This window comes from Candidatus Methylomirabilota bacterium, from assembly GCA_036002485.1.
GTDB lineage: Bacteria > Methylomirabilota > Methylomirabilia > Rokubacteriales > CSP1-6 > AR37.
On sequence record DASYTI010000095.1, the window covers coordinates 1 to 17,150 of the forward strand.

Below are 17,150 nucleotides of genomic sequence, written 5' to 3' on the forward strand. Positions count from 1 at the left end.
CCGGGCATCAGACGATCTTGTCGTAGACGCCGGGCGGGATGACGCGATAGACCTGCAGCGGCTGGGAGACGTTCTTGAAGCTCTTCTCGCCGAGGTTCTCGAGCACGAGAGCCACGCGGATGCGCTCGGCCGTGGCGGGGCCGACCACGATCTCGCCGCCCTGGGCCGAGCCCGCGAAGCGCGCGGCCAGGTTGGTGGTGGGGCCCGTGGCCGTGAAGGTCCAGCGCTGGGAGCCGGCCCCGCCGATCTTGGTAGCCCCCACCAGCGCCTCGCCCGTGTTGATGCCCATGTGCAGGGCGATCTCCGGGAAGACGCCCGCGTGCTCCTCGTTCAGCTCGCCGGTCTTGGCGCGAATGGCCAGAGCGGCCCGCGCGGCGTTCATGGCGTGGTCGATGGCGCGGCCGGGGTCCTGCCGGCTCTGGCCCTGGAAGATGACCATGAGCCCATCGCCCGCCGTCTCGTTGATGTCGCCGTGATGCGCGCGGATGATCTCGAGAAAGCCCGAGAAGTAGGTCTGCACGAGCTGGTTGAGGCGCTTGGCTTCGAGCTGCTCGGACAGGCGCGTATAGCCGGCGATGTCGAGAAAGAGAACGGAGACCTCTTCCTGCCGCTTCTGGAGCTGGGTGGCCGTGGGGTCGCGCTCGAGCAGCTCCTTGACGGCGTCGGGGACGAACTTCGACAGCTCCCCCTTGAGCTGTTCGAGAACTTCCAACCGCTGGCGCGAGGCCTGCAAGTCGTCGAGGGTGGAGGCGAGCTCGGCATTGCGGGTCTCGAGATCCTGCTGGGCCGTGGCGAGCCGGGCCGTCATGTCGTTGAGGGCCCCGCCCAGCTCGGCCACCTCGTCACCGGAGTCGGCGGAAACCCGGACCGCGAAATCGCCCTCGCCGATGCGGCGGGCGGCCAGGGCCAGGTTCTGGATGGGGCGCACCACCACGAAGCGCATCACGAGGGCGAGGGCGCCGGCCGCCACGATGATGGTGACGATGCCGACCATGATCTGGCGATTGCGCTGGGCCTGCACGGCGGCCAGCACGGGCGCCATGGAGGTCTGCACGCGCACCACCGCGCGCACCTTGTGGTCGGTGCCGTGGCAGCCCTGGCAGCGCTCCTGGTTCGGGATGGGCTGGTGTAGTGTGAAGAGCACGACGCCGTTCTGCTCCTCGAGCGACTCCTGGGTCTGGACGGTCTCGACGGCCTTCTTGAAGAGCGGGCTCGTCATGACGGCGCCCGCGGGGCGCGCCATCTTCTCGATGCTGGCCGCCACGCCCTTGGGTAGGTCCGCTTCCTTCGAGACGGCCTTCAAGGTCTCGAGATCGGTGAAGGCCTCGACGCCGGTGCGCCGGTAGATGGTGAGGCCCTCCACGGGCGTGGTGCTCTGCATCTCCTGGATGAGCCCGCGCGTGATGTCGGGGCGCTCCTGGAGCATGGCGCTCTCGATGCTGGCGATCAGGGTCATGGTCAGCCGCCGCGCCGCGTTCTTGCTCTGCTCGACGAGGAGATCGGCCTCGCGCTGGATGGTCAGGATGGTCGAGATCCCGAAGCCCACGATGAGGACGATCACGATGAGCACCGTGATCTTGACGGTGAGCGAGGCCGCGGGCAGCTTCACGGTCAAATCCGGGCCGCGCGGCCGGCCCAGTAGGGCTCGCGGAGCAAGCGCTTGAGGAGCTTGCCCGCGGCATCACGCGGGAAGTCCTCGTGGAAGGAGACCTCGCGCGGCACCTTGTAGTCGGCCACATGGCGCCGGGCGAAGGCCATGACGGCCTCGACGGTGAGCCGGGCGCCCGGCTGGAGCTGCACGGCCGCGTGGACGCGCTCGCCCCAGTCGTCATCGGGCACGCCGAAGACGGCCACGTCCTGGATGTCCGGGTGGCGGTGCAGGGCGTCCTCGACCTCGGCGGGATAGATGTTCACCCCGGCCGAGATGATCATGTCGCGCTTGCGGTCGCAGATGTAATAGAAGCCGTCGGCGTCCATCCGGGCGACATCCCCCACCGAGTACCAGTCGCCGCGCCGCATCCCTTCCGTCGCCACGGCGTCCTTGTAGTATTCGTCGAGGATGCCGGAAAAGCGTTTGACGTAGAGCTCGCCCGGCTCGCCCATCGGCACGGGCCGCCCGTCATCGTCGAGGAGGGCCAGCTCGCGCCCCGGCGCGGCCCGGCCGCACGACCCGGGCCTGGCCAGGACCTCCTCGGGCCGCAGGATGGTGTTCACCCCCAGCTCCGTCGAGCCGTAGAACTCGTAGAGCGCCGGCCCGAAGTATTCGAGCACGGCTTCCTTCACACGCATGGGACAGGGCGCCGCCGCCATGATGATGGCCCTCATGGAGGATACGTCGTAGCGGGCACGGACGGATGCAGGCAGGTCGACGATGCGCTTGAGAAGCGTGGGGGCCATGAAGGTGCTGCTGCAGCGGTGACGCTCGATGTGGGCGAGGGCCTGCTCGGCGTCGAACTTGGGCATGACGACCACGGTGCCGCCCACGATGTGCGTGTAGGAGGCCAGGCCGCCCGGTGCCGAGTGGTACATGGGTCCGGCCACCAGGTGGACGTGATTGGGATCGGTCAGGTCCATGGCCTTGAGCGTCTCCATGAGGCTCTGCATGTCCAGGGTGCGGCGGAGCGCGCCCTTGGGCTTCCCCGTAGTGCCGCCGGTATAGATGATGGAGGAGAGAACGGCCTGCCCCGCCTCGACCGTGACAGGCGTGGCTGCGCCCGCGGCGACGAGATCGTCGAGATGCCGCGCCCAGGGCCGCCGCTCAACGCCGACGAGGATCCACTGACGGACCTTGCGAGCCTGGCCCCGCACGGCTTCCGCCACCGGGAGGAAATGGTCTCCCACGAAGACGGCCCCGGCATCGGAGTGGTCGAGGATGTACGCGACCTCCTCGGCCACGAGCCGGTGATTCATGGGCGCGGGAATGGCGCCCACGGCGCGCGCGGCCGCGCTCGCCAGTAGGTGCTCGAGCGAGTTCTCCGTGTAGATGATGACGTGCTGGCCGGGCGCGATGCCGAGATCCACCAGCCCATGGGCCAGGCGATTGCGCCGCTCGACGTACTCGGCCCAGCTCCACACGCGCTCGCCCTGGATGAGCGCGGGCTTGTCGGGATGATTGCCGGCATGGAGGGCCAGGATGTCCATCGCTTCTCTCCGGCTTCTAGCACAAAGCGCGGGGAAACTCCAGAAGACCAGCGCGCGAGTGGTGTCTCTCTTTGCTAGACTTCGAGACGCAGCAGAGGGGAAGGGCCGCCTCCAAGGGGTTGAGCGACTCCACGAGGAGCTTCTTCGGCACGTGAAAGTGAGTCTTCGTTCCCTCCGTCGGAAGGATCAGGCGGCCGTGCGCCGCCTTGTGCAGCTCTATATCTACGATCTCGGCGGCGACCGCTGGGGCGCGGAGGCTGATGGCACGTTCGGTTCTCGGGCCTGGCATAGGCGGTTCTGGACGCGCCGCGGGCGGCATCACTTCGTCATTCGCGTAGACGGAAGGCTGGCCGGCTTCGCGCTGGTCGCCGATCGCGCGCACTTCGCCGGCGCCGGCGTGCGAGAGATCAGCGAGTTCTTCGTGCTGCGCAAGTATCGCCGTCGCGGCGTGGGCACCCGCGTCGCGCGAATCCTTTTCGCGCGCTTCCCGGGCCGCTGGGAGCTCGCAGAGCTCACGTGGAACGTCGCGGCGCGGCGCTTCTGGCGTCGCTCGATGAAGCGCTGCGCGGTCGGCGGTGTCATGGAGCGCCGACGCCGTCACGGTGACCTCAGCTTTTTCGTGCAGCACTTCGCGACGGCTCGGGAGAAACTTTGATGACGGGAAGGCCAGGCCAACGTGTGACCCGTTCCAGCCCAAAGGAGAACTCGGAATGCGTAGGGCAATCGGCGTCTGTCTCGCCCTCGTGCCTCTGGTCCTCAGCTCCTCCTCCATGGCGCAGCCGCCCGGTCTCGCGAGGCCCCAGCTGCTCCTGCGCGAGATCGTCCAGGGCATGCCCACGAGGGAGAAACAGGAAGTGCGGGTGCTCACGGCGAGCTTGAATCCGGGCGACAAGACGGTGTTTCATACACACCGCTCCCCCGTGACCGTCTACGTCCTCGAAGGCGCCTTCACGCTGGAGATGGAGGGGCGCCCGCCTGTCACCGTAAAAGCCGGTGAGGCCATGATAGAGCCGCCGCACGTGAAGATGACCGGCTACAACCGCAGCGCCACCGAGCCGCTCCGGGTCGTGATCTTCTACGTGAGCGATCCGGACACGCCGTTCCTCGATCCCGTCCAGTAGCGACAGGGAGTCAGGGCGCGGACTACTCCGCCCCGCCCCGGCGGCGGAGGGCCTCGGCGGCCGGCGCGCGATCGAGGCGCACGGCGTACCAGAGGGGCGTGAGGCTGCGGGCATCACGGGCGTTGACGTCGGCGCCTCCGGCCAGCAGCACTTCCACGAGCTCCGCCCGGCCGTCCCAGCTCGCCAGATGAAGCGGGGTCACGCCCTCGCCGTCGCGCGCGTTCGGGTCGGCGCCCTTGCTGAGGAGAAGCCGCGCGAACTCCGGCTTCCGCATGACGACCGCCGCGTGGAGCGCGGTCTGTCCCGACTTGTCCTGCCCCCGCACGTTTGCGCCCTTGGCCACGAGCAGCTCGGCCGCCGCCACGAAATCGGCGGCCAGCGCCGCCTGCAGGAGGGGCCGATCATAGAAGTCAGTCGCGTCGAGCCGCGCGCCCTTGGCGATGAGGAGCGCGATGATGTCCACGGAGGGCTTTGCATTCCTGTTGATCAGAGCCCACACGATCGGGGGCTTGCCGCCCTTGTCGAGCGCATTGACGTCGGCGCCGTGAGCCAGGAGGAGCTCGGCCACGGGCCCGCTCCGCGCATAAGCCGCGTTGTGGAGCGGCGTCCGTCCCTTCTCGTCGTTCGCACGGGGGTCGGCGCCGGCCGCGATGAGGGCCCGCGCCACGGACGTGTCGTTGCCATACGTGGCGCGATGAAGCGGGGTCAGGCCCCCTGAGCTCCTGGCCCGGACGTCGGCGCCCTTCTTGATCATGAGCTCCACGCCCACGAGCAGCCCGCGCTGCACGCAGTGGTCGAAGGGCGTCTCGTCCCCGCCGCTCCGCGCGCGGATGTCCGCGCCACGCGCGAGGAGCAGCTCGACCACGGCCGCCTTGCCCCCGACGCAGGCCGTGTGCAGTGGCGTGAGCTGGTTCTGCCCCGGGCTGTTGAGCAGCGCAGGATCGGCCTCCAGGAGCGCCCGCACCCGCTCGACGTCGCCCCGCATCGCCGCATCATGGATCTCCGCGGCACCGGCGGCAGCCGGAAGCGCGAGAACAACAAGGGCGACGCCCAGAGCGAATGCGCGCACCCGCCTCACCATTTGACCTTGAGGCTCGCCTCGCCCTGCGGCGTCGTCACCACGAACTCGCTGAACTGGAACTGGCTGATCGCGAACGAGCCGAGACGGCCGTGACGCACGAGGTAGAGCTCGAGTGTGCTGCGACGCAGCCTCGGCAGGATCCGCCGGAGCTGCTCAGGAGTGAGCCCCTCGCCCGAGGGCAGCAGCACGGGCGCCGGATCTCGTGGGATGGGCATGCCCATGAGGCCGAACCCCTCCGACGAGGACACGGCGGGACGGGCGCCGGGCGGCCCCGGCGGCGGAGGCACGGCGGTGCGCGGACCTGGTAGGGGCAGGAGGCCAGCTTCGACGCCCGGACGCAGGCGCAAGGGGACGTCGCGCAACTCGGTCTCCGGGGCCGCCACGAAGTTCATGAAGGCCGAGAACGGCATCTTCTGCCCGAACGCCGTCTGCGGCGGCAAGAGATAGGGCTGGTAGCGCTCGGGACGGAAGCTGAGGGGCACGGTGACCTGCGCGTACAGCGTACCGTCGATGATGAACCAGTCGGAGCGGGACTCGCGCGTGCTGAGCGGGCCCACGTCGAAGGGCCGCCCCAGCAGGAAGGCGAGGTTGCGACTCTCGCCGGACTCGTAGACGAAGTAGGCGTCGTCGCCGGCCCGCGGCTGGCTGCGCAACTTGGGATCGCCGAAGAGCTTCTTGGTCCCCGCCACATCCCCTCCCTGGACGCGCTTGACGAAGAGGCGCGCGATGGCCTCGGGGTCAGCGGAGGCGGGAGCGGGACAGAGCGCGATCAGGAGCAGGGCGACGGCGTGGCCAGCCAGCACCACCGATGGGCATGGGCGAAAGACACTCACATGACGAATATAGCTGGAGTCTCCCGCCAGGCCGAAATCCCACGTACACCGGCCAGCCACCCGGCATTTCGGTAACCGGGACGGCTATTTGTCGCAGCCGGAGCGCCCTTCGGCGCAGTAGACGCTCCACCACGGGTCGAGCTTCGTCTTGTCTTCGGGTCCATCGCTCATCGAGTTGGTGAGCGGTCCCTCCCTGAGCCGCGACATGGGCGTTCCCCGTCAGCCACCGACGCCGAGATAGGTGGTCGTGACCTCATGGTTGCCGCGCAGCGCGGCCGGGGTGCCCTCGAACACGATGGTCCCGTGGTCGATGACGTAGACACGGTCGGCGAGCTCGAGGGCCATCTCGGCGTTCTGCTCGACGAGTAGCATGCTCACCCGCTCGCGCTTGAGCTCCCGGACGGTGCTCATGACGGTCTCCACGATCAGCGGCGCCAGCCCCTGGGATGGCTCGTCCAGCAGGAGCAGCTCCGGCCCCGTCAGGAGCGCGCGGGCAATGGCCAGCATCTGCTGCTCGCCTCCGGAGAGCAGGCGCCCCTTACGGTCCAGCACCTCGCGGAGCTTCGGAAAGCGCTCGAGCATGCTCTCCATGGGCCAGCGCGAGCCTGGCCGGCGGGCAATCTCGAGATTCTCGCGCGCCGTGAGGTAGGAGAAGATGCCGCGCGTCTCGGGCACGAGGGCGATGCCGAGCCGCGAGATGCGGTGCGCGGGGAGCCCGGCGATCTCCGCTCCCTTGTAGCTGATGGTGCCGCGCGCCGGCGGCGTGAGGCCGGTGACGGAGCGGAGCGTCGTGGTCTTGCCCGCACCGTTACGGCCCAGCAGGGCCACCACTTCGCCCTTCCCGACCCCGAGCGAGAGGCCGTGCAGGATATGGCCGAGCCCGTAGTAGGTATCGATGCCCTTGATGTCGAGAATCATGAGTCGTCCCGGATCATGGCGCCGCCATACCCCCCAGGTAGGCGCGCCGGACTTCCGCGTTGCGCTGGATCTCTGCCGGCGTCCCCTCGGCGATGACGCTGCCGAAATGCATGACGGAGATCCGATCGGACATGCTCATGACGACGCCGATCTTGTGCTCGATGAGGACGATGGTGTACCGCCCCTTGAGCTTCCGCACGAGGGCCACCATCTTCTGGGTCTCGTCCGGCGAAAGGCCGGCCGCGGGCTCGTCCAGCAGCAAGAGCCGCGGGGCGGCGGCCAGCGCGATGGCCAGCTCGAGCTGCCGCTGCTCGCCGTGGGAGATCTCGCGGGCCGGCTGCCCGGCCTTGTCGGCAAGCCCCACCTCCCCGAGCGCGGCCCGGGCGCGGTCGAGGAGCTCCGGGTACCGATCAGCGCGGCGCCAGGCGAGGCCCCGCCAGGAATCCTGGCGCGCGAAGGCGGCCAGCCACACATTGTCAGCGATGGACAGCGTGGGGAAGATGCTCGTGCGCTGAAAGGAGCGCGCGATGCCGAGGTGGGCGACCTTGTGCGGGGGCGTGCCCGCGATATCACGCCCGTCGAAGATGATGCGGCCAGAGGTGGGCGTGAGCTGCCCCGTGAGCAGATTGAAGAACGTGGTCTTGCCGGCTCCGTTGGGCCCGATCACCGAGTGCAGCGCGCCTTCCTGGACCTCGAGGGTGACGGCGTTGACCGCGGTCAGGGCCCCGAATGCCTTGGTGAGGCCCTCGGTCCTAACGAGCGGCATCGGTCCGAACGGCGGGGGGCGGCCGCCGCGCCGCGCGCCACGCCCAGAGGCGCGCCCACGCCTCGACGACTCCGCCTCGGAAGAACAGCACCACGATCACGAAGGCGACGCCGAGGAGAAGCGGCCAGCGCGCCCACATGGCGCTGACCGACTCGGAGAGCCAGATGAACACGAAGGAGCCGATGACCGGCCCGTACAGGGAGCCGGAGCCGCCGATGAGAGTGGCGAAGACGACATTGCCGGAGAAGACGAAGCCGATCGACTCCAGGGGCACGATGCCGAAGAGCATGGCGTAGAGCACCCCCGCCAGGCCCGAGTAGGCGCCGCCGATCACGAAGGCCGCGAGCTTCAAGCGCGAGACGTCGTAGCCCAGGGCCTCGGCGCGCGGCTCATTCTCACGGATCGCCTGCAGGATCTTCCCGAGGGGAGACTCCACGATGCGCTTCATGACCCAGAGGGAGAGCAGGAAGAGGGCGGCGACCACGGCATAGTAGGCCAGCGGCGGATGGATGTCCAAGCCGAGAACGTTTGGCCGCGGAATGCCCGGCATGCCGTCCTCGCCACCGGTGACCGTCGTCCACTGATAGGCCGTGAAGTAGAACATCTGGTTCAGGGCGAAGGTCAGCATGATGAAGTAGAGGCCCGCGCGCTGAACGCAGAGATAGCCGACGACGGCCGCGGTCACGGCCCCCACCACGATGCCGATGGCGAGCACGAGGGGCACGTTGACGGCGTAGTGCTTCAAGAGGTAACCCCCCGCGTAGCCCGCCGAGCCGAAGAACGTGGCCTGGCCAAAGGACAGGAGACCCGTATAGCCCAGCAGCAGGTTGAGACCGAGCCCGAAGATGGCGAAGATCCAGATCTCCGTGGCGATGGCATGCCGGACGAAGATCGGGAGCAGGAGCACCGCGCCAAGGATGGCCAGCCACGCTTTACTCATCGAATCCCGAACAACCCTTGCGGGCGCACGAGGAGCACGGCGGCCATGACGGCGAAGATGACGGCCACCGAGGCCTCTGGCCAGAACAGCGCCACCAGGCTCTGGGCGACGCCGACGAGCAGCCCGGCCACGATGGATCCCAGCAGGTTCCCCAGCCCCGCGAGGGCGACGACGACAAAGGCGATGCCGAGCATGTCCACACCCATGAGGGGGTTCAGCCCCCGGATGGGCGCGGTCAGAGCTCCCGCGATCCCGGCCAGGACGCAGCCCAGGGCAAAGGCGGCGGTGAAGAGGCGATGGATGTCGATGCCGAGAAGGGAGACCATCTCCTTGTCCTCGATCCCCGCGCGCATGATCGCCCCGTAGCGCGTCTTCTCGAGGAAGAGCCAGGCCCCGAACACGAGGAGCGCGGCGGCGACCATGACGAACAGCCGGTACTTCGGATAGAAGGTGATGCCGAGGTTCACGCCGCCGCGCAGCAGGGGCGGGGGAAGCTGGCTCATGCCCACGGGGCTCCAGACGATGATGATGCCCTCGGTCACGATCAGCGAGAGGCCGAACGTGAGCAGGAGCTGGTAATCGTGCCCCGCCTTGTAGAGCGGCCGGATCCCGCCGTACTCGATCAGCACTCCCAGCAGTCCCACGCCGAGCGGCGCCAGCACGAGGGCCAGCCAGAAGTTGCCCACGAGCTGGATCACCGTGTAGAGCAGATACGCGCCCAGAGCGAAGAGGGCACCGTGGGCGAAGTTGGGGATATTGAGCACGCCCGTGATGATGCTGAGCCCAATGCCCATCAAGGCATACAGCATCCCCGTGGCCAGACCGTTCAGCACCTGGCTGAAAAGCAGCGAGACGTTCATGACGTCGCGGTTGCTCGAGCGCCGGCTTGGCCGGCGCAACCCGCTTCTGGGGGGAGGTTCGGAAGGGGGGCAGAGCCCCCCTCCGAGCTCACAATGCGCCGATGTCCTTGCAGGCCGCGTACTCCGCGGGCAAAGGCGTGGAGCCCGTCGCAATGATGTCGGCGAAGTCCATGGGATTCTTCATCGCTTCCTTCTTCTTGCAACGCATGAAGAAGAACGGGCGCAGGGTCTGGTGGGTCTTGGCATCGACGCGCATGCGTCCCACCAGATCGTCGACCTCGAGACCCTCCAGGGCCTTGATCACGTCAGGCACCTCGGTCGACTTGGCCTTGTCCATGGCGTGCAGCATCATCCGGGTCATCCCGTAGGCCGCGGCAGGGGCGTAGCCGGGCGGGCCGCCGAACTTGGCCTGATAGCTCTTCACGAATTCGCGCGCCACCGGGGTGTCGGCAGTGTAGTAGAAGTTCGATCCCACCCACATGTTCTCGCGGATCTCGGGGTTGAGCTGCACGAGCTCCTCGACGCCCGAGGACCACGTCAGGATGAGCGGTACCTTGGGGGTGAGGCCGAAGTTGAAGATCTCCCGGGCCCCGGTGACGGCGTCCAGGCCAAAGTTGATCATGGCCACCACGTCGGGCTTGTTGCCCGCCGCCTTGGTCACATAGTTGGAGAACTCACGCTCGCCGAGCGGATGCCGGTCGGCGCCGACGAACTCGATCCCGTGCGTCTTACCCACCTCCTTGATGTACTTCTCCACCGACCAGCCGAAGGCGTAGTCGGCCACCAGAAGGTGCCAGCGCTTGGCCTTGGGATTGGCCTGCATGAAAGTGTCCACCACCGTCTTGGCCGCGGTATAGGGGCTCGCCGCCCACTGGAACGAGTAGCGGTGGCAGCGTGCGCCCGAGATGTCCTCGGTGCCGCCGCTGAAGTAGTGGAAGGTCTTCTTCCGCTTGGCCACTTCGGAGACGGCCAGGGCGACGCCGGAGGACCAGGGGCCGATGATGTACTTGGCGCCATCGGCATCGATGGCTTCCTCGGCCCGTCGCGTGGCGCTGCCCGCCTTGGTTTCATCGTCGCGGGTGATGTACTTGATGGCGCGGCCCTGGATCTTCATTCCTCGTTCGTCGAGGGCCAGCTTCATGCCGCGGTCGAGGACCGGGCCCACGTCGGCAAAGGCCCCAGTGAAGGACCAGAGCCCCAGCATGACGAGATCCTTCGGCTGGCCTTGGAGCACGGCCGGGAATCCGAGACCGGCCGCCGCGGCGGCGCCGGAGAGCTTCAGCACGTCCCGTCGAGTGAGCTCGCTCATCACTGGCCCTCCGCCTGCTCGGGGTTCGAGGCCCGTTCCTGGCTATCGGCTGGGGCGAGAATCGGTCGAAGGCGGCCGAGTGTCAAGCGCTCTCTAGGCAAGCGAACTGGTGCGCGCGGCAACCCGCGCTTACCGTGTATTATCTGAACGTGACGGGCATGTAGCCGTTCCTGCGGTGGCGCTCAGGGGGGCAGCATCTATGTCGGTCCGACACGAGAGCCAGGGTCGAGTCACCACCGTCATCCTCGACCCCCCCGACGGCCGGTCGGCGGGCGCGGCCGAGGCCCTGGCCACGGACCTGGCCAACCGTGGGGGACCCGTGGGGCAGCCCGCGGGCACGGGGCGTCACGGCGCGCCGGTGGCCTGAGAGGACGCGGACGATGCCTCATCGCGTGAAGCCTTACCGCCTGGCCTCCTTCGTGGGATTCCTCGGCATCTTCCTCTTCGCTTTGGTCGGGCTCATGCAGCTCCCCGCGCTGGGTCAGGCCGAGACGGCCGTCCGTGGACTCGCCTGGATCGCGGTGGCCGCCGCCATAGCGCTCCTCGCCCGTGCGTGGTGGAATCTCGCCCTCGAGATCTTCGGCAGCCGGATGAACACGACCGCCTTCGTCCTCCTGGTGGCCTTCGTCGCCTGGGTCTGGATCTGGTTCGCCATCGTGGTCGTCAAGTGCGAGGGCTCGCTGCCCGCCTGCGGGGCCTGGCGGCCCATGGTCGACGTGGGCGCCCTCACCATGTGGGCAACCTTTGCCTGGGTCGTGTGGTGGCGGACCGAGCGGTGGATCCTCTCCGCCCTGCTCCTGGTCGGGAGCATCATGACGCGCCTGCCCATCTACGTGAAGGACCTGCCCCCGAGCACCCGGCCCGTCGGCATCTGTGTCCTCTCCCTGGGGCTGGTGCTCTCGCTCGCCGCGCTCTTTCGCAAGGCGCCCGACATCGAGCCCAGCAGCGCATCGGACCGCTTCTTCCAGGCCGGCTGGTTCCAGGCCGTCCTCGTGGTGACGGCCTTCGCCACCCTCGTGGTGGTCAGCCTGCCGTATATCCTGACCTGGCTCGGGCGGCGCTGACCGCGGTCAGGCGATGCTCCTGGAGCACGAGGGCTTTCGTCCCCGCGTTCACGACAGCGCCTACGTCGCGCCGACGGCCGTGGTGTGCGGCGACGTCACCATAGGGCCGGAGTGTCGAGTCCTCTTCGGCGCCGTGCTCACGGCGGAGAGCGGCCCCGTGGTCCTCGGCTCACGCTGCATCGTCATGGAGCAGGCCGTGCTTCGTGGCACCAAGGCGTGTCCGCTGAGGCTCGGCAGCCACGTGCTGGTGGGTCCGCACGCGCATCTCTCCGGCTGTACCGCCGCGGACGACGTCTTCATCGCCACGGGCGCCTCGATCTTCAACGGGGCGCATATCGGGACGCGAAGTGTCGTGCGCATCAATGGCGTCGTTCACATCAAGACGGCGCTGGCGCCGGATACCGTGGTGCCCATCGGCTGGATCGCGGTGGGCGATCCCGCGCAGATCCTGCCCCCCACAGAGCATGAGCGGATCTCGGCCGCGCTCGAAGCGCTCAACTTCTCGCGCTGGGTCTTCGGCCTCGACCCCGCCCCGCCCGGCCAGACCAATATGCCGGAGCGGACGCGCCGCTACGCGAGAGCCCTCGGCCGACACCGCAGCGATCGCATCCTCGATCGCCACGCCTCCCCCGACTTCTAGCCCAGGCTGCTGAAAAAGGCCCATCTGCTTCGTTGGCGCCCTCGGTCGCACGCTCAACGTACAGAGAGTACGCCTCGCGTGCGACCGTCGGGCGCCGCCTCGCATCTGGACCTTTTTGAGCAGCCTGGATTTCGCGGGCGGCTAGCGGCCGAAGAGCCTTCGGAAGTCGTCGAGCTCGGGGCGGGAGACGGCCGGATTCTTCTGCAGCTCGGCCAGCACCTCGTCGGTCCGGCGCTCGAGATGGGTGGTCAGCCGCGAGAAGACCTTGAGCACGCGCCTGGCCTCGAGGGCGGCCTTGTCCTTCGCGATCACGCCGGCCAGGCTCGAGAGCATCCGGCTGTCGAGCACTCCAAAGACCTGGAGTGATGTGGCCAGCCCGGGCCGGCCCGTGGGGTCGGATCCATTGGCATAACGGAGGACGACCACCGCCTGGCCGCGGATATCGGGCAGCAAGGTCTGCTCGAAGTGGCCACGCGCATAGACGACGCGCAGTCCGCCCTCCCCGTACATCGGGGTGATGAGACCTTTGAGGCCCCACCCGTCGTCGAGGTGCAGCCCGTCGGCCTCCCGCCAGATCCGGTAGCGCGCCAGTCGCAGCGTGCGCGTCACCTGCGTGGCGAACTCCGGATGGTCGAGCAGATAGTTGAAGATGTCGAGCCGCAGCGGGAACGGCTCGAGCTCGGCGCGCGTGGTGATGCTGGCCAGCGCGATCACCTTCTCGATCCGGGCGCGCTCGGCGGGCGGCACGGAAGAGGGGAGCGTGAGCGCGGGATCGGCCGCAGATGCTGGGCCGGGCCAGAGAAGGACGGTGGCGGCGAGACCCGCCGCCCCCGCGAGAGCCCGAAGCACGGTGCCTAGTGGTTGGATCGGATCCTGATGATGTTGCTGCCCGGCGACTCCCGGTCGATATCCCGGTCGCGCCAGGTGATCACGGCCTTGAAAGTGGTGGGCGGGTCGCCCTGATCCACGATGAGGTAGGCCAGGTCCGGAAAGAGGGCATTGTTGGACAGCCCGACGACGGCACCGATGCCCTGCCGGAGATCGAGGTTCTTGGCGACGAACTTGTCCCAGACATTGCCGTGCGACTCGTGGAAGGCCACGAGCGGCAGCGGCAGCTGCAGGGCGGCTGCCTTGTTCCCGTTCGTGACCGTGTAGGGCTGGAAGAGCCGCATCGGCCCCGCGCCCTTGAGGGTGACGCGGACGATCTCCTGCGGCCGGGCATTGCCCGCGCTCCTGATGATCCAGATGCTGCGCTCCCCAGGCTTACCCTGCCAGCGCACCTCGTCCCAGCTCGGCGTGTCGATCCCGCCCCGCAGGATGTCGGCGGCGATGGCCACGCCGCCCCAGGCGCGAGCGATGCTGGTCGGCACCGACTGGAGGGGCCGCTGCACGAGGATGACCCCGCGGTCCATGGTACCCGTGTCGAGCGCCTGCTCCATCTTGTCGAGGCCGGGGCCCGACGCCCCGTTATACAGCTCGGAGGCGCTCACGAAGGAAGTGAGCGCCCGATCGTAGATGCTCGCCACGAGCAGCCGGTACTCGACGGCCTGGGCGGGGGCGCCGGCCAGGACCAAGGCCAGGAAGCCCACCACCGCCGTGACGAACACGTTCCGAGACTTCGTCATGGGGCCTCTCGATCGAAGGAGATGCGCTGCTCGCTACAGTATGCCACCGCCCCCCGTCACGCGCGAACTGGAAGAGGGCAGGTCGGGCGGATCAGGCGTAGATGTCTTCGCGCGTGGTGGGCTCGGTGGAGATGGCCGGGTCCCATTGCTTGCGCAGCAGCATCTGCCAGAGCCCGATCGACCCGCCCTGGAAGGCGACGGAGGAGCACGTCAGGTACAGTCGCCACGTGCGGTAGATCTCCTCGCCGACGAGGGCGCGCGCCTCATCGGCGCGGGCCTGGAGCCGCTCCACCCACTGGCGGCAGGTGCGCGCGTAGTGGAGCCGCAGGTTCTCGACGTCCACGATCTCCCACTGGGCGCGCTCCATCTCCGTCATCGTCTCGGTGACGCCGGAGAGATCTCCGTTGGGAAATACGTAGCGGTAGAGGAAGTCTGTCTGGCTCGTGTGCTTCCAGTGGAACTCGTGGTGGATGCCATGGTTCAGGTAGAGCCCGCCGTCGTTGAGCATGTCGCGCACGCGGGCGAAGAAGACGGGATAGTTCGCGATGCCCACGTGCTCGATGACCCCGATGGCCGCGATCTTGTCGTACCGCGCGTCCGCGGGGATGTCGCGGTGGTCGCGGTGCTCGACCACGCAGCGCCCCTCGAGCCCTTCGCGCCTGATGCGCGCCTGGGCCCATTCGGCCTGGGCGCGCGAGAGGGTGACCCCGTGCGCCTTGACGCCGTAGTGCTGGGCCGCCCAGATGGAGAGCCCTCCCCACCCGCAGCCGATATCCAGCATGGTCTCGCCGGGCTTGAGGCGGAGCTTGCGGCAGACGAGGTCGACCTTGTCCTCTTGCGCTTGCTCGAGCTTGCCGTCCGGCTCGCGGTAGTACGCGCAGGTGTAGAGCATGAGGGGGTCGAGGAAGAGCGCGTAGAATTCGTTCGAGACGTCATAGTGGTGCGCGATCGCCTGGGCGTCGCGCTGCTTGCTCGAGCCTCGCATCACGTCGCCTCCCGCATCCCGAAGATGCTGTTGAACACGATGCGCCGGCGGGCCGCCCCCAGGCCCAGGATGAGCCGCACCGCTCCTCGGGCCACCGATTCCGGCAGACGTCCGAGCTGGCGCTCGAGCCAGCGCGGCTCGCCCGGCCCGTAGAGGGCCGTGATCTGCCGGGCGTAGCCCTCGAGAGCGCGGCCGGTCCTGAGGTATGCCTCGGCCGCCTCCGCGGCCAGGAGACCGCTCCGAATAGCGGGGCCGATGCCCTCGCCAGAGAGATCACGCGCGAGCCCCGCCGCGTCCCCGACGAGCAGAAACCGCGGTCCGGTGAGTCTCCGCGGCGCTTGCCGTCGCACCACGTAAGCATGTCCCTTGAAGGGTTCGATGGGCAGATCCGCGGGGAGTCGACCCGTCGCGCGGAGCGCATGGATGAGCGCCTCGCGGCGCCTGGGCAGACTGCCGTCGCTGCCACCCGTGCAGCCGATGCCGACATTGACGAAGTCCTGCTTGGGGAAATACCAGCCATACCCGCGCAGGTCGGGCTCCACGTAGAGCTCGGGCGCGCGCATGAAGGGCGCGAGGCGCTCCACCCACTCGGCGGGCAGCCGCGTCTCGCTTTCCTGGGCGGCGACCACCTCCTCGCGTTCCGAGACATCGCCCAGGGCCCTCGCCACCGGGCAGCGGTGGCCGCCGGCGCCGATGACGACAAGTGCCTCGAAGCAGCCCCGCTCGGTCTGAACGGTGACAGCGTCGTGGCTCTGCTCGACGCCGGTCACCCTGATGCCCCAGCGCACATCCGCGCCCGCCGCCGCGGCCCGCTCGAGAAGATAGTGGTCGAACTCGCGACGGATGATGCCGTAGCTGGCCGGACGCCGCCACGCCGTCTCGTGCCGGGCGCCCTCGAACTCGAGCACGCAGAGATCGAAGGGCTGGATGGTCAGCGGGTACTTGTCCGGATCGATATCGAGGTCGCGCAGCGCCTCGTGGGTGACCCAGCCCGCGCAGATCTTCACGCGCGGGAAGACGGCGGCGTCGAGGACGAGCGGGCGCAGGCCTCTCTTGGCGAGCCGCCAGGCGGCCGTGCTCCCGCCCGGCCCGCCGCCCACCACGATCACATCGAATGCGCCGCCCGTCCGCTGGCCTTCCATCTCTAGCTCTTCCAGAGAGAGAGCACGAGGCGGAGCTTCTGGAGGAGCGGCAGCCTCATCGCCTCGAGCTGATTGGCCACGGGCATGACCGAGAAGAGGTCGCCCTCGAGGTCTATGCTGCCCTGAACATAGGCCTCGGCAAAATGATAGGGGGAGGGATGACGGATCAGGTGGAGGAAGGCGTCCGGGGACTTGATGGCCACCGTGCACATCGGCTTGTCACCGGACAGCGGCACCTCCGTCCCGTCCCAGAGGCGGAAGACGAGCGGGCCCTGTACGCCGGAAAAGACTTCCCGGAGGATGGCGGCGGCGCGGGCCGGCCTCGGGCTGGGAAGGAGCCGCGCGATCATTGGGATGCCTTACGCGCACTTCTATCGGGCCCGGGGGCCGTTGTCAACCCCGCGAGCGCCCTCAGCCAACACCTACTTCTGAGGCATCACGGCCGGCCGCCTCGTCACTTCTTGGGCGCGGCAAGACCGGGAGCGCCCAACTTTTCGCGGGCCTTCGCCTGGAAACAGGCAGTGAACTTCGGAACGTCCTGCTGGCCACCCGCCGGGAGGGTGTACCAGACGCGCCCGAAGCTATCCACCCGGTCGACGATCAGGTTCAGGCCGGCCGAGCACTCCGTCGCGGCCTCCCACACCGCCGCCTGGCGCGCCTCCTGCTCGGGGGTCATGGTGCTGCACCCAGTTCCGAGGAGTGCTGCGAGACCGCAGAGCCGGGTC

General features: G+C 68.4%; 21 protein-coding genes. 5 read left to right on the top strand and 16 right to left on the bottom strand.

Features of this window, described 5'->3' with window-relative positions:
* Positions 1–7 precede the first annotated feature (7 nt).
* Positions 8–1,609 carry an adenylate/guanylate cyclase domain-containing protein gene (locus VGT00_09130; GenBank protein ID HEV8531566.1) on the bottom strand — a complete coding sequence of 534 codons (1,602 nt, stop codon included), beginning with the start codon at positions 1,607–1,609 and terminating at the stop codon, positions 8–10.
* A gap of 2 nt (positions 1,610–1,611) precedes the next feature.
* Positions 1,612–3,141, bottom strand: coding sequence for an AMP-binding protein (locus VGT00_09135; GenBank protein ID HEV8531567.1), 1,530 nt, complete (start codon positions 3,139–3,141; stop codon positions 1,612–1,614).
* Between the two features lie 196 nt (positions 3,142–3,337).
* Here VGT00_09135 and VGT00_09140 point away from each other — a divergent pair, with 196 nt between their 5' ends.
* Positions 3,338–3,796, top strand: coding sequence for a GNAT family N-acetyltransferase (locus VGT00_09140; GenBank protein HEV8531568.1), 459 nt, complete (start codon positions 3,338–3,340; stop codon positions 3,794–3,796).
* A gap of 55 nt (positions 3,797–3,851) precedes the next feature.
* Positions 3,852–4,262, top strand: a complete 411-nt coding sequence (locus VGT00_09145) for a cupin domain-containing protein (GenBank protein ID HEV8531569.1) — start codon at positions 3,852–3,854, stop codon at positions 4,260–4,262.
* 22 nt (positions 4,263–4,284) lie between these two features.
* Here VGT00_09145 and VGT00_09150 read toward each other — a convergent pair whose 3' ends face one another.
* From VGT00_09150 to VGT00_09185, 8 genes are all read right to left on the bottom strand, one after another.
* Positions 4,285–5,343: an ankyrin repeat domain-containing protein gene (locus VGT00_09150; protein HEV8531570.1), complete on the bottom strand. Its 1,059-nt coding sequence runs from the start codon at positions 5,341–5,343 to the stop codon at positions 4,285–4,287.
* Entirely contained in the window at positions 5,337–6,176 is an 840-nt protein-coding gene (locus VGT00_09155; protein ID HEV8531571.1) for a hypothetical protein, read from the bottom strand. The genes VGT00_09150 and VGT00_09155 overlap by 7 nt, the downstream gene beginning before the upstream one ends.
* A gap of 84 nt (positions 6,177–6,260) precedes the next feature.
* Entirely contained in the window at positions 6,261–6,383 is a 123-nt protein-coding gene (locus VGT00_09160) for a hypothetical protein (protein HEV8531572.1), read from the bottom strand.
* Between the two features lie 12 nt (positions 6,384–6,395).
* Positions 6,396–7,094, bottom strand: a complete 699-nt coding sequence (locus tag VGT00_09165; GenBank protein ID HEV8531573.1) for an ABC transporter ATP-binding protein — start codon at positions 7,092–7,094, stop codon at positions 6,396–6,398.
* 13 nt (positions 7,095–7,107) lie between these two features.
* A complete protein-coding gene (locus VGT00_09170; GenBank protein HEV8531574.1) occupies positions 7,108–7,860 on the bottom strand; it encodes an ABC transporter ATP-binding protein in 753 nt (250 codons plus the stop codon).
* A complete protein-coding gene (locus tag VGT00_09175; GenBank protein HEV8531575.1) occupies positions 7,847–8,800 on the bottom strand; it encodes a branched-chain amino acid ABC transporter permease in 954 nt (317 codons plus the stop codon). The genes VGT00_09170 and VGT00_09175 overlap by 14 nt, the downstream gene beginning before the upstream one ends.
* Positions 8,797–9,660 carry a branched-chain amino acid ABC transporter permease gene (locus tag VGT00_09180; protein HEV8531576.1) on the bottom strand — a complete coding sequence of 288 codons (864 nt, stop codon included), beginning with the start codon at positions 9,658–9,660 and terminating at the stop codon, positions 8,797–8,799. The genes VGT00_09175 and VGT00_09180 overlap by 4 nt, the downstream gene beginning before the upstream one ends.
* Positions 9,661–9,748: 88 nt before the next feature.
* A complete protein-coding gene (locus tag VGT00_09185; protein HEV8531577.1) occupies positions 9,749–10,969 on the bottom strand; it encodes an ABC transporter substrate-binding protein in 1,221 nt (406 codons plus the stop codon).
* A 199-nt stretch (positions 10,970–11,168) separates the two neighbouring features.
* Between VGT00_09185 and VGT00_09190 the strand changes: the two genes are divergently transcribed.
* The 3 genes from VGT00_09190 to VGT00_09200 are packed head-to-tail and all read left to right on the top strand — an operon-like array spanning position 11,169 to position 12,673.
* Positions 11,169–11,336, top strand: coding sequence for a hypothetical protein (locus tag VGT00_09190; protein ID HEV8531578.1), 168 nt, complete (start codon positions 11,169–11,171; stop codon positions 11,334–11,336).
* A 25-nt stretch (positions 11,337–11,361) separates the two neighbouring features.
* A complete protein-coding gene (locus tag VGT00_09195; protein HEV8531579.1) occupies positions 11,362–12,033 on the top strand; it encodes a hypothetical protein in 672 nt (223 codons plus the stop codon).
* Positions 12,034–12,046: 13 nt separating this feature from the next.
* On the top strand, positions 12,047–12,673 hold the full coding sequence (locus VGT00_09200) for a gamma carbonic anhydrase family protein (GenBank protein HEV8531580.1): 627 nt from the start codon (positions 12,047–12,049) through the stop codon (positions 12,671–12,673).
* Between the two features lie 141 nt (positions 12,674–12,814).
* Here the strand turns inward: VGT00_09200 and VGT00_09205 are convergent, their stop codons facing one another.
* The 6 genes from VGT00_09205 to VGT00_09230 all read right to left on the bottom strand — a co-directional run bounded on the left by VGT00_09205 (position 12,815) and on the right by VGT00_09230 (position 17,101).
* The gene (locus tag VGT00_09205; GenBank protein HEV8531581.1) at positions 12,815–13,522 is read right to left on the bottom strand and encodes a hypothetical protein; all 708 of its coding nucleotides are present in this window, start codon (positions 13,520–13,522) and stop codon (positions 12,815–12,817) included.
* Positions 13,523–13,527: 5 nt separating this feature from the next.
* Positions 13,528–14,298 (bottom strand): hypothetical protein, encoded by a 771-nt coding sequence (locus VGT00_09210; GenBank protein HEV8531582.1) that lies wholly within the window; start codon positions 14,296–14,298, stop codon positions 13,528–13,530.
* A gap of 91 nt (positions 14,299–14,389) precedes the next feature.
* Entirely contained in the window at positions 14,390–15,283 is an 894-nt protein-coding gene (locus VGT00_09215; GenBank protein HEV8531583.1) for a cyclopropane-fatty-acyl-phospholipid synthase family protein, read from the bottom strand.
* Complete coding sequence (locus VGT00_09220; protein HEV8531584.1) at positions 15,283–16,425, bottom strand: geranylgeranyl reductase family protein; 1,143 nt, start codon at positions 16,423–16,425, stop codon at positions 15,283–15,285. The genes VGT00_09215 and VGT00_09220 overlap by 1 nt, the downstream gene beginning before the upstream one ends.
* Before the next feature lie 2 nt (positions 16,426–16,427).
* Positions 16,428–16,775, bottom strand: coding sequence for a hypothetical protein (locus VGT00_09225; GenBank protein HEV8531585.1), 348 nt, complete (start codon positions 16,773–16,775; stop codon positions 16,428–16,430).
* A gap of 104 nt (positions 16,776–16,879) precedes the next feature.
* Positions 16,880–17,101 carry a hypothetical protein gene (locus VGT00_09230; GenBank protein HEV8531586.1) on the bottom strand — a complete coding sequence of 74 codons (222 nt, stop codon included), beginning with the start codon at positions 17,099–17,101 and terminating at the stop codon, positions 16,880–16,882.
* Positions 17,102–17,150 lie beyond the last annotated feature (49 nt).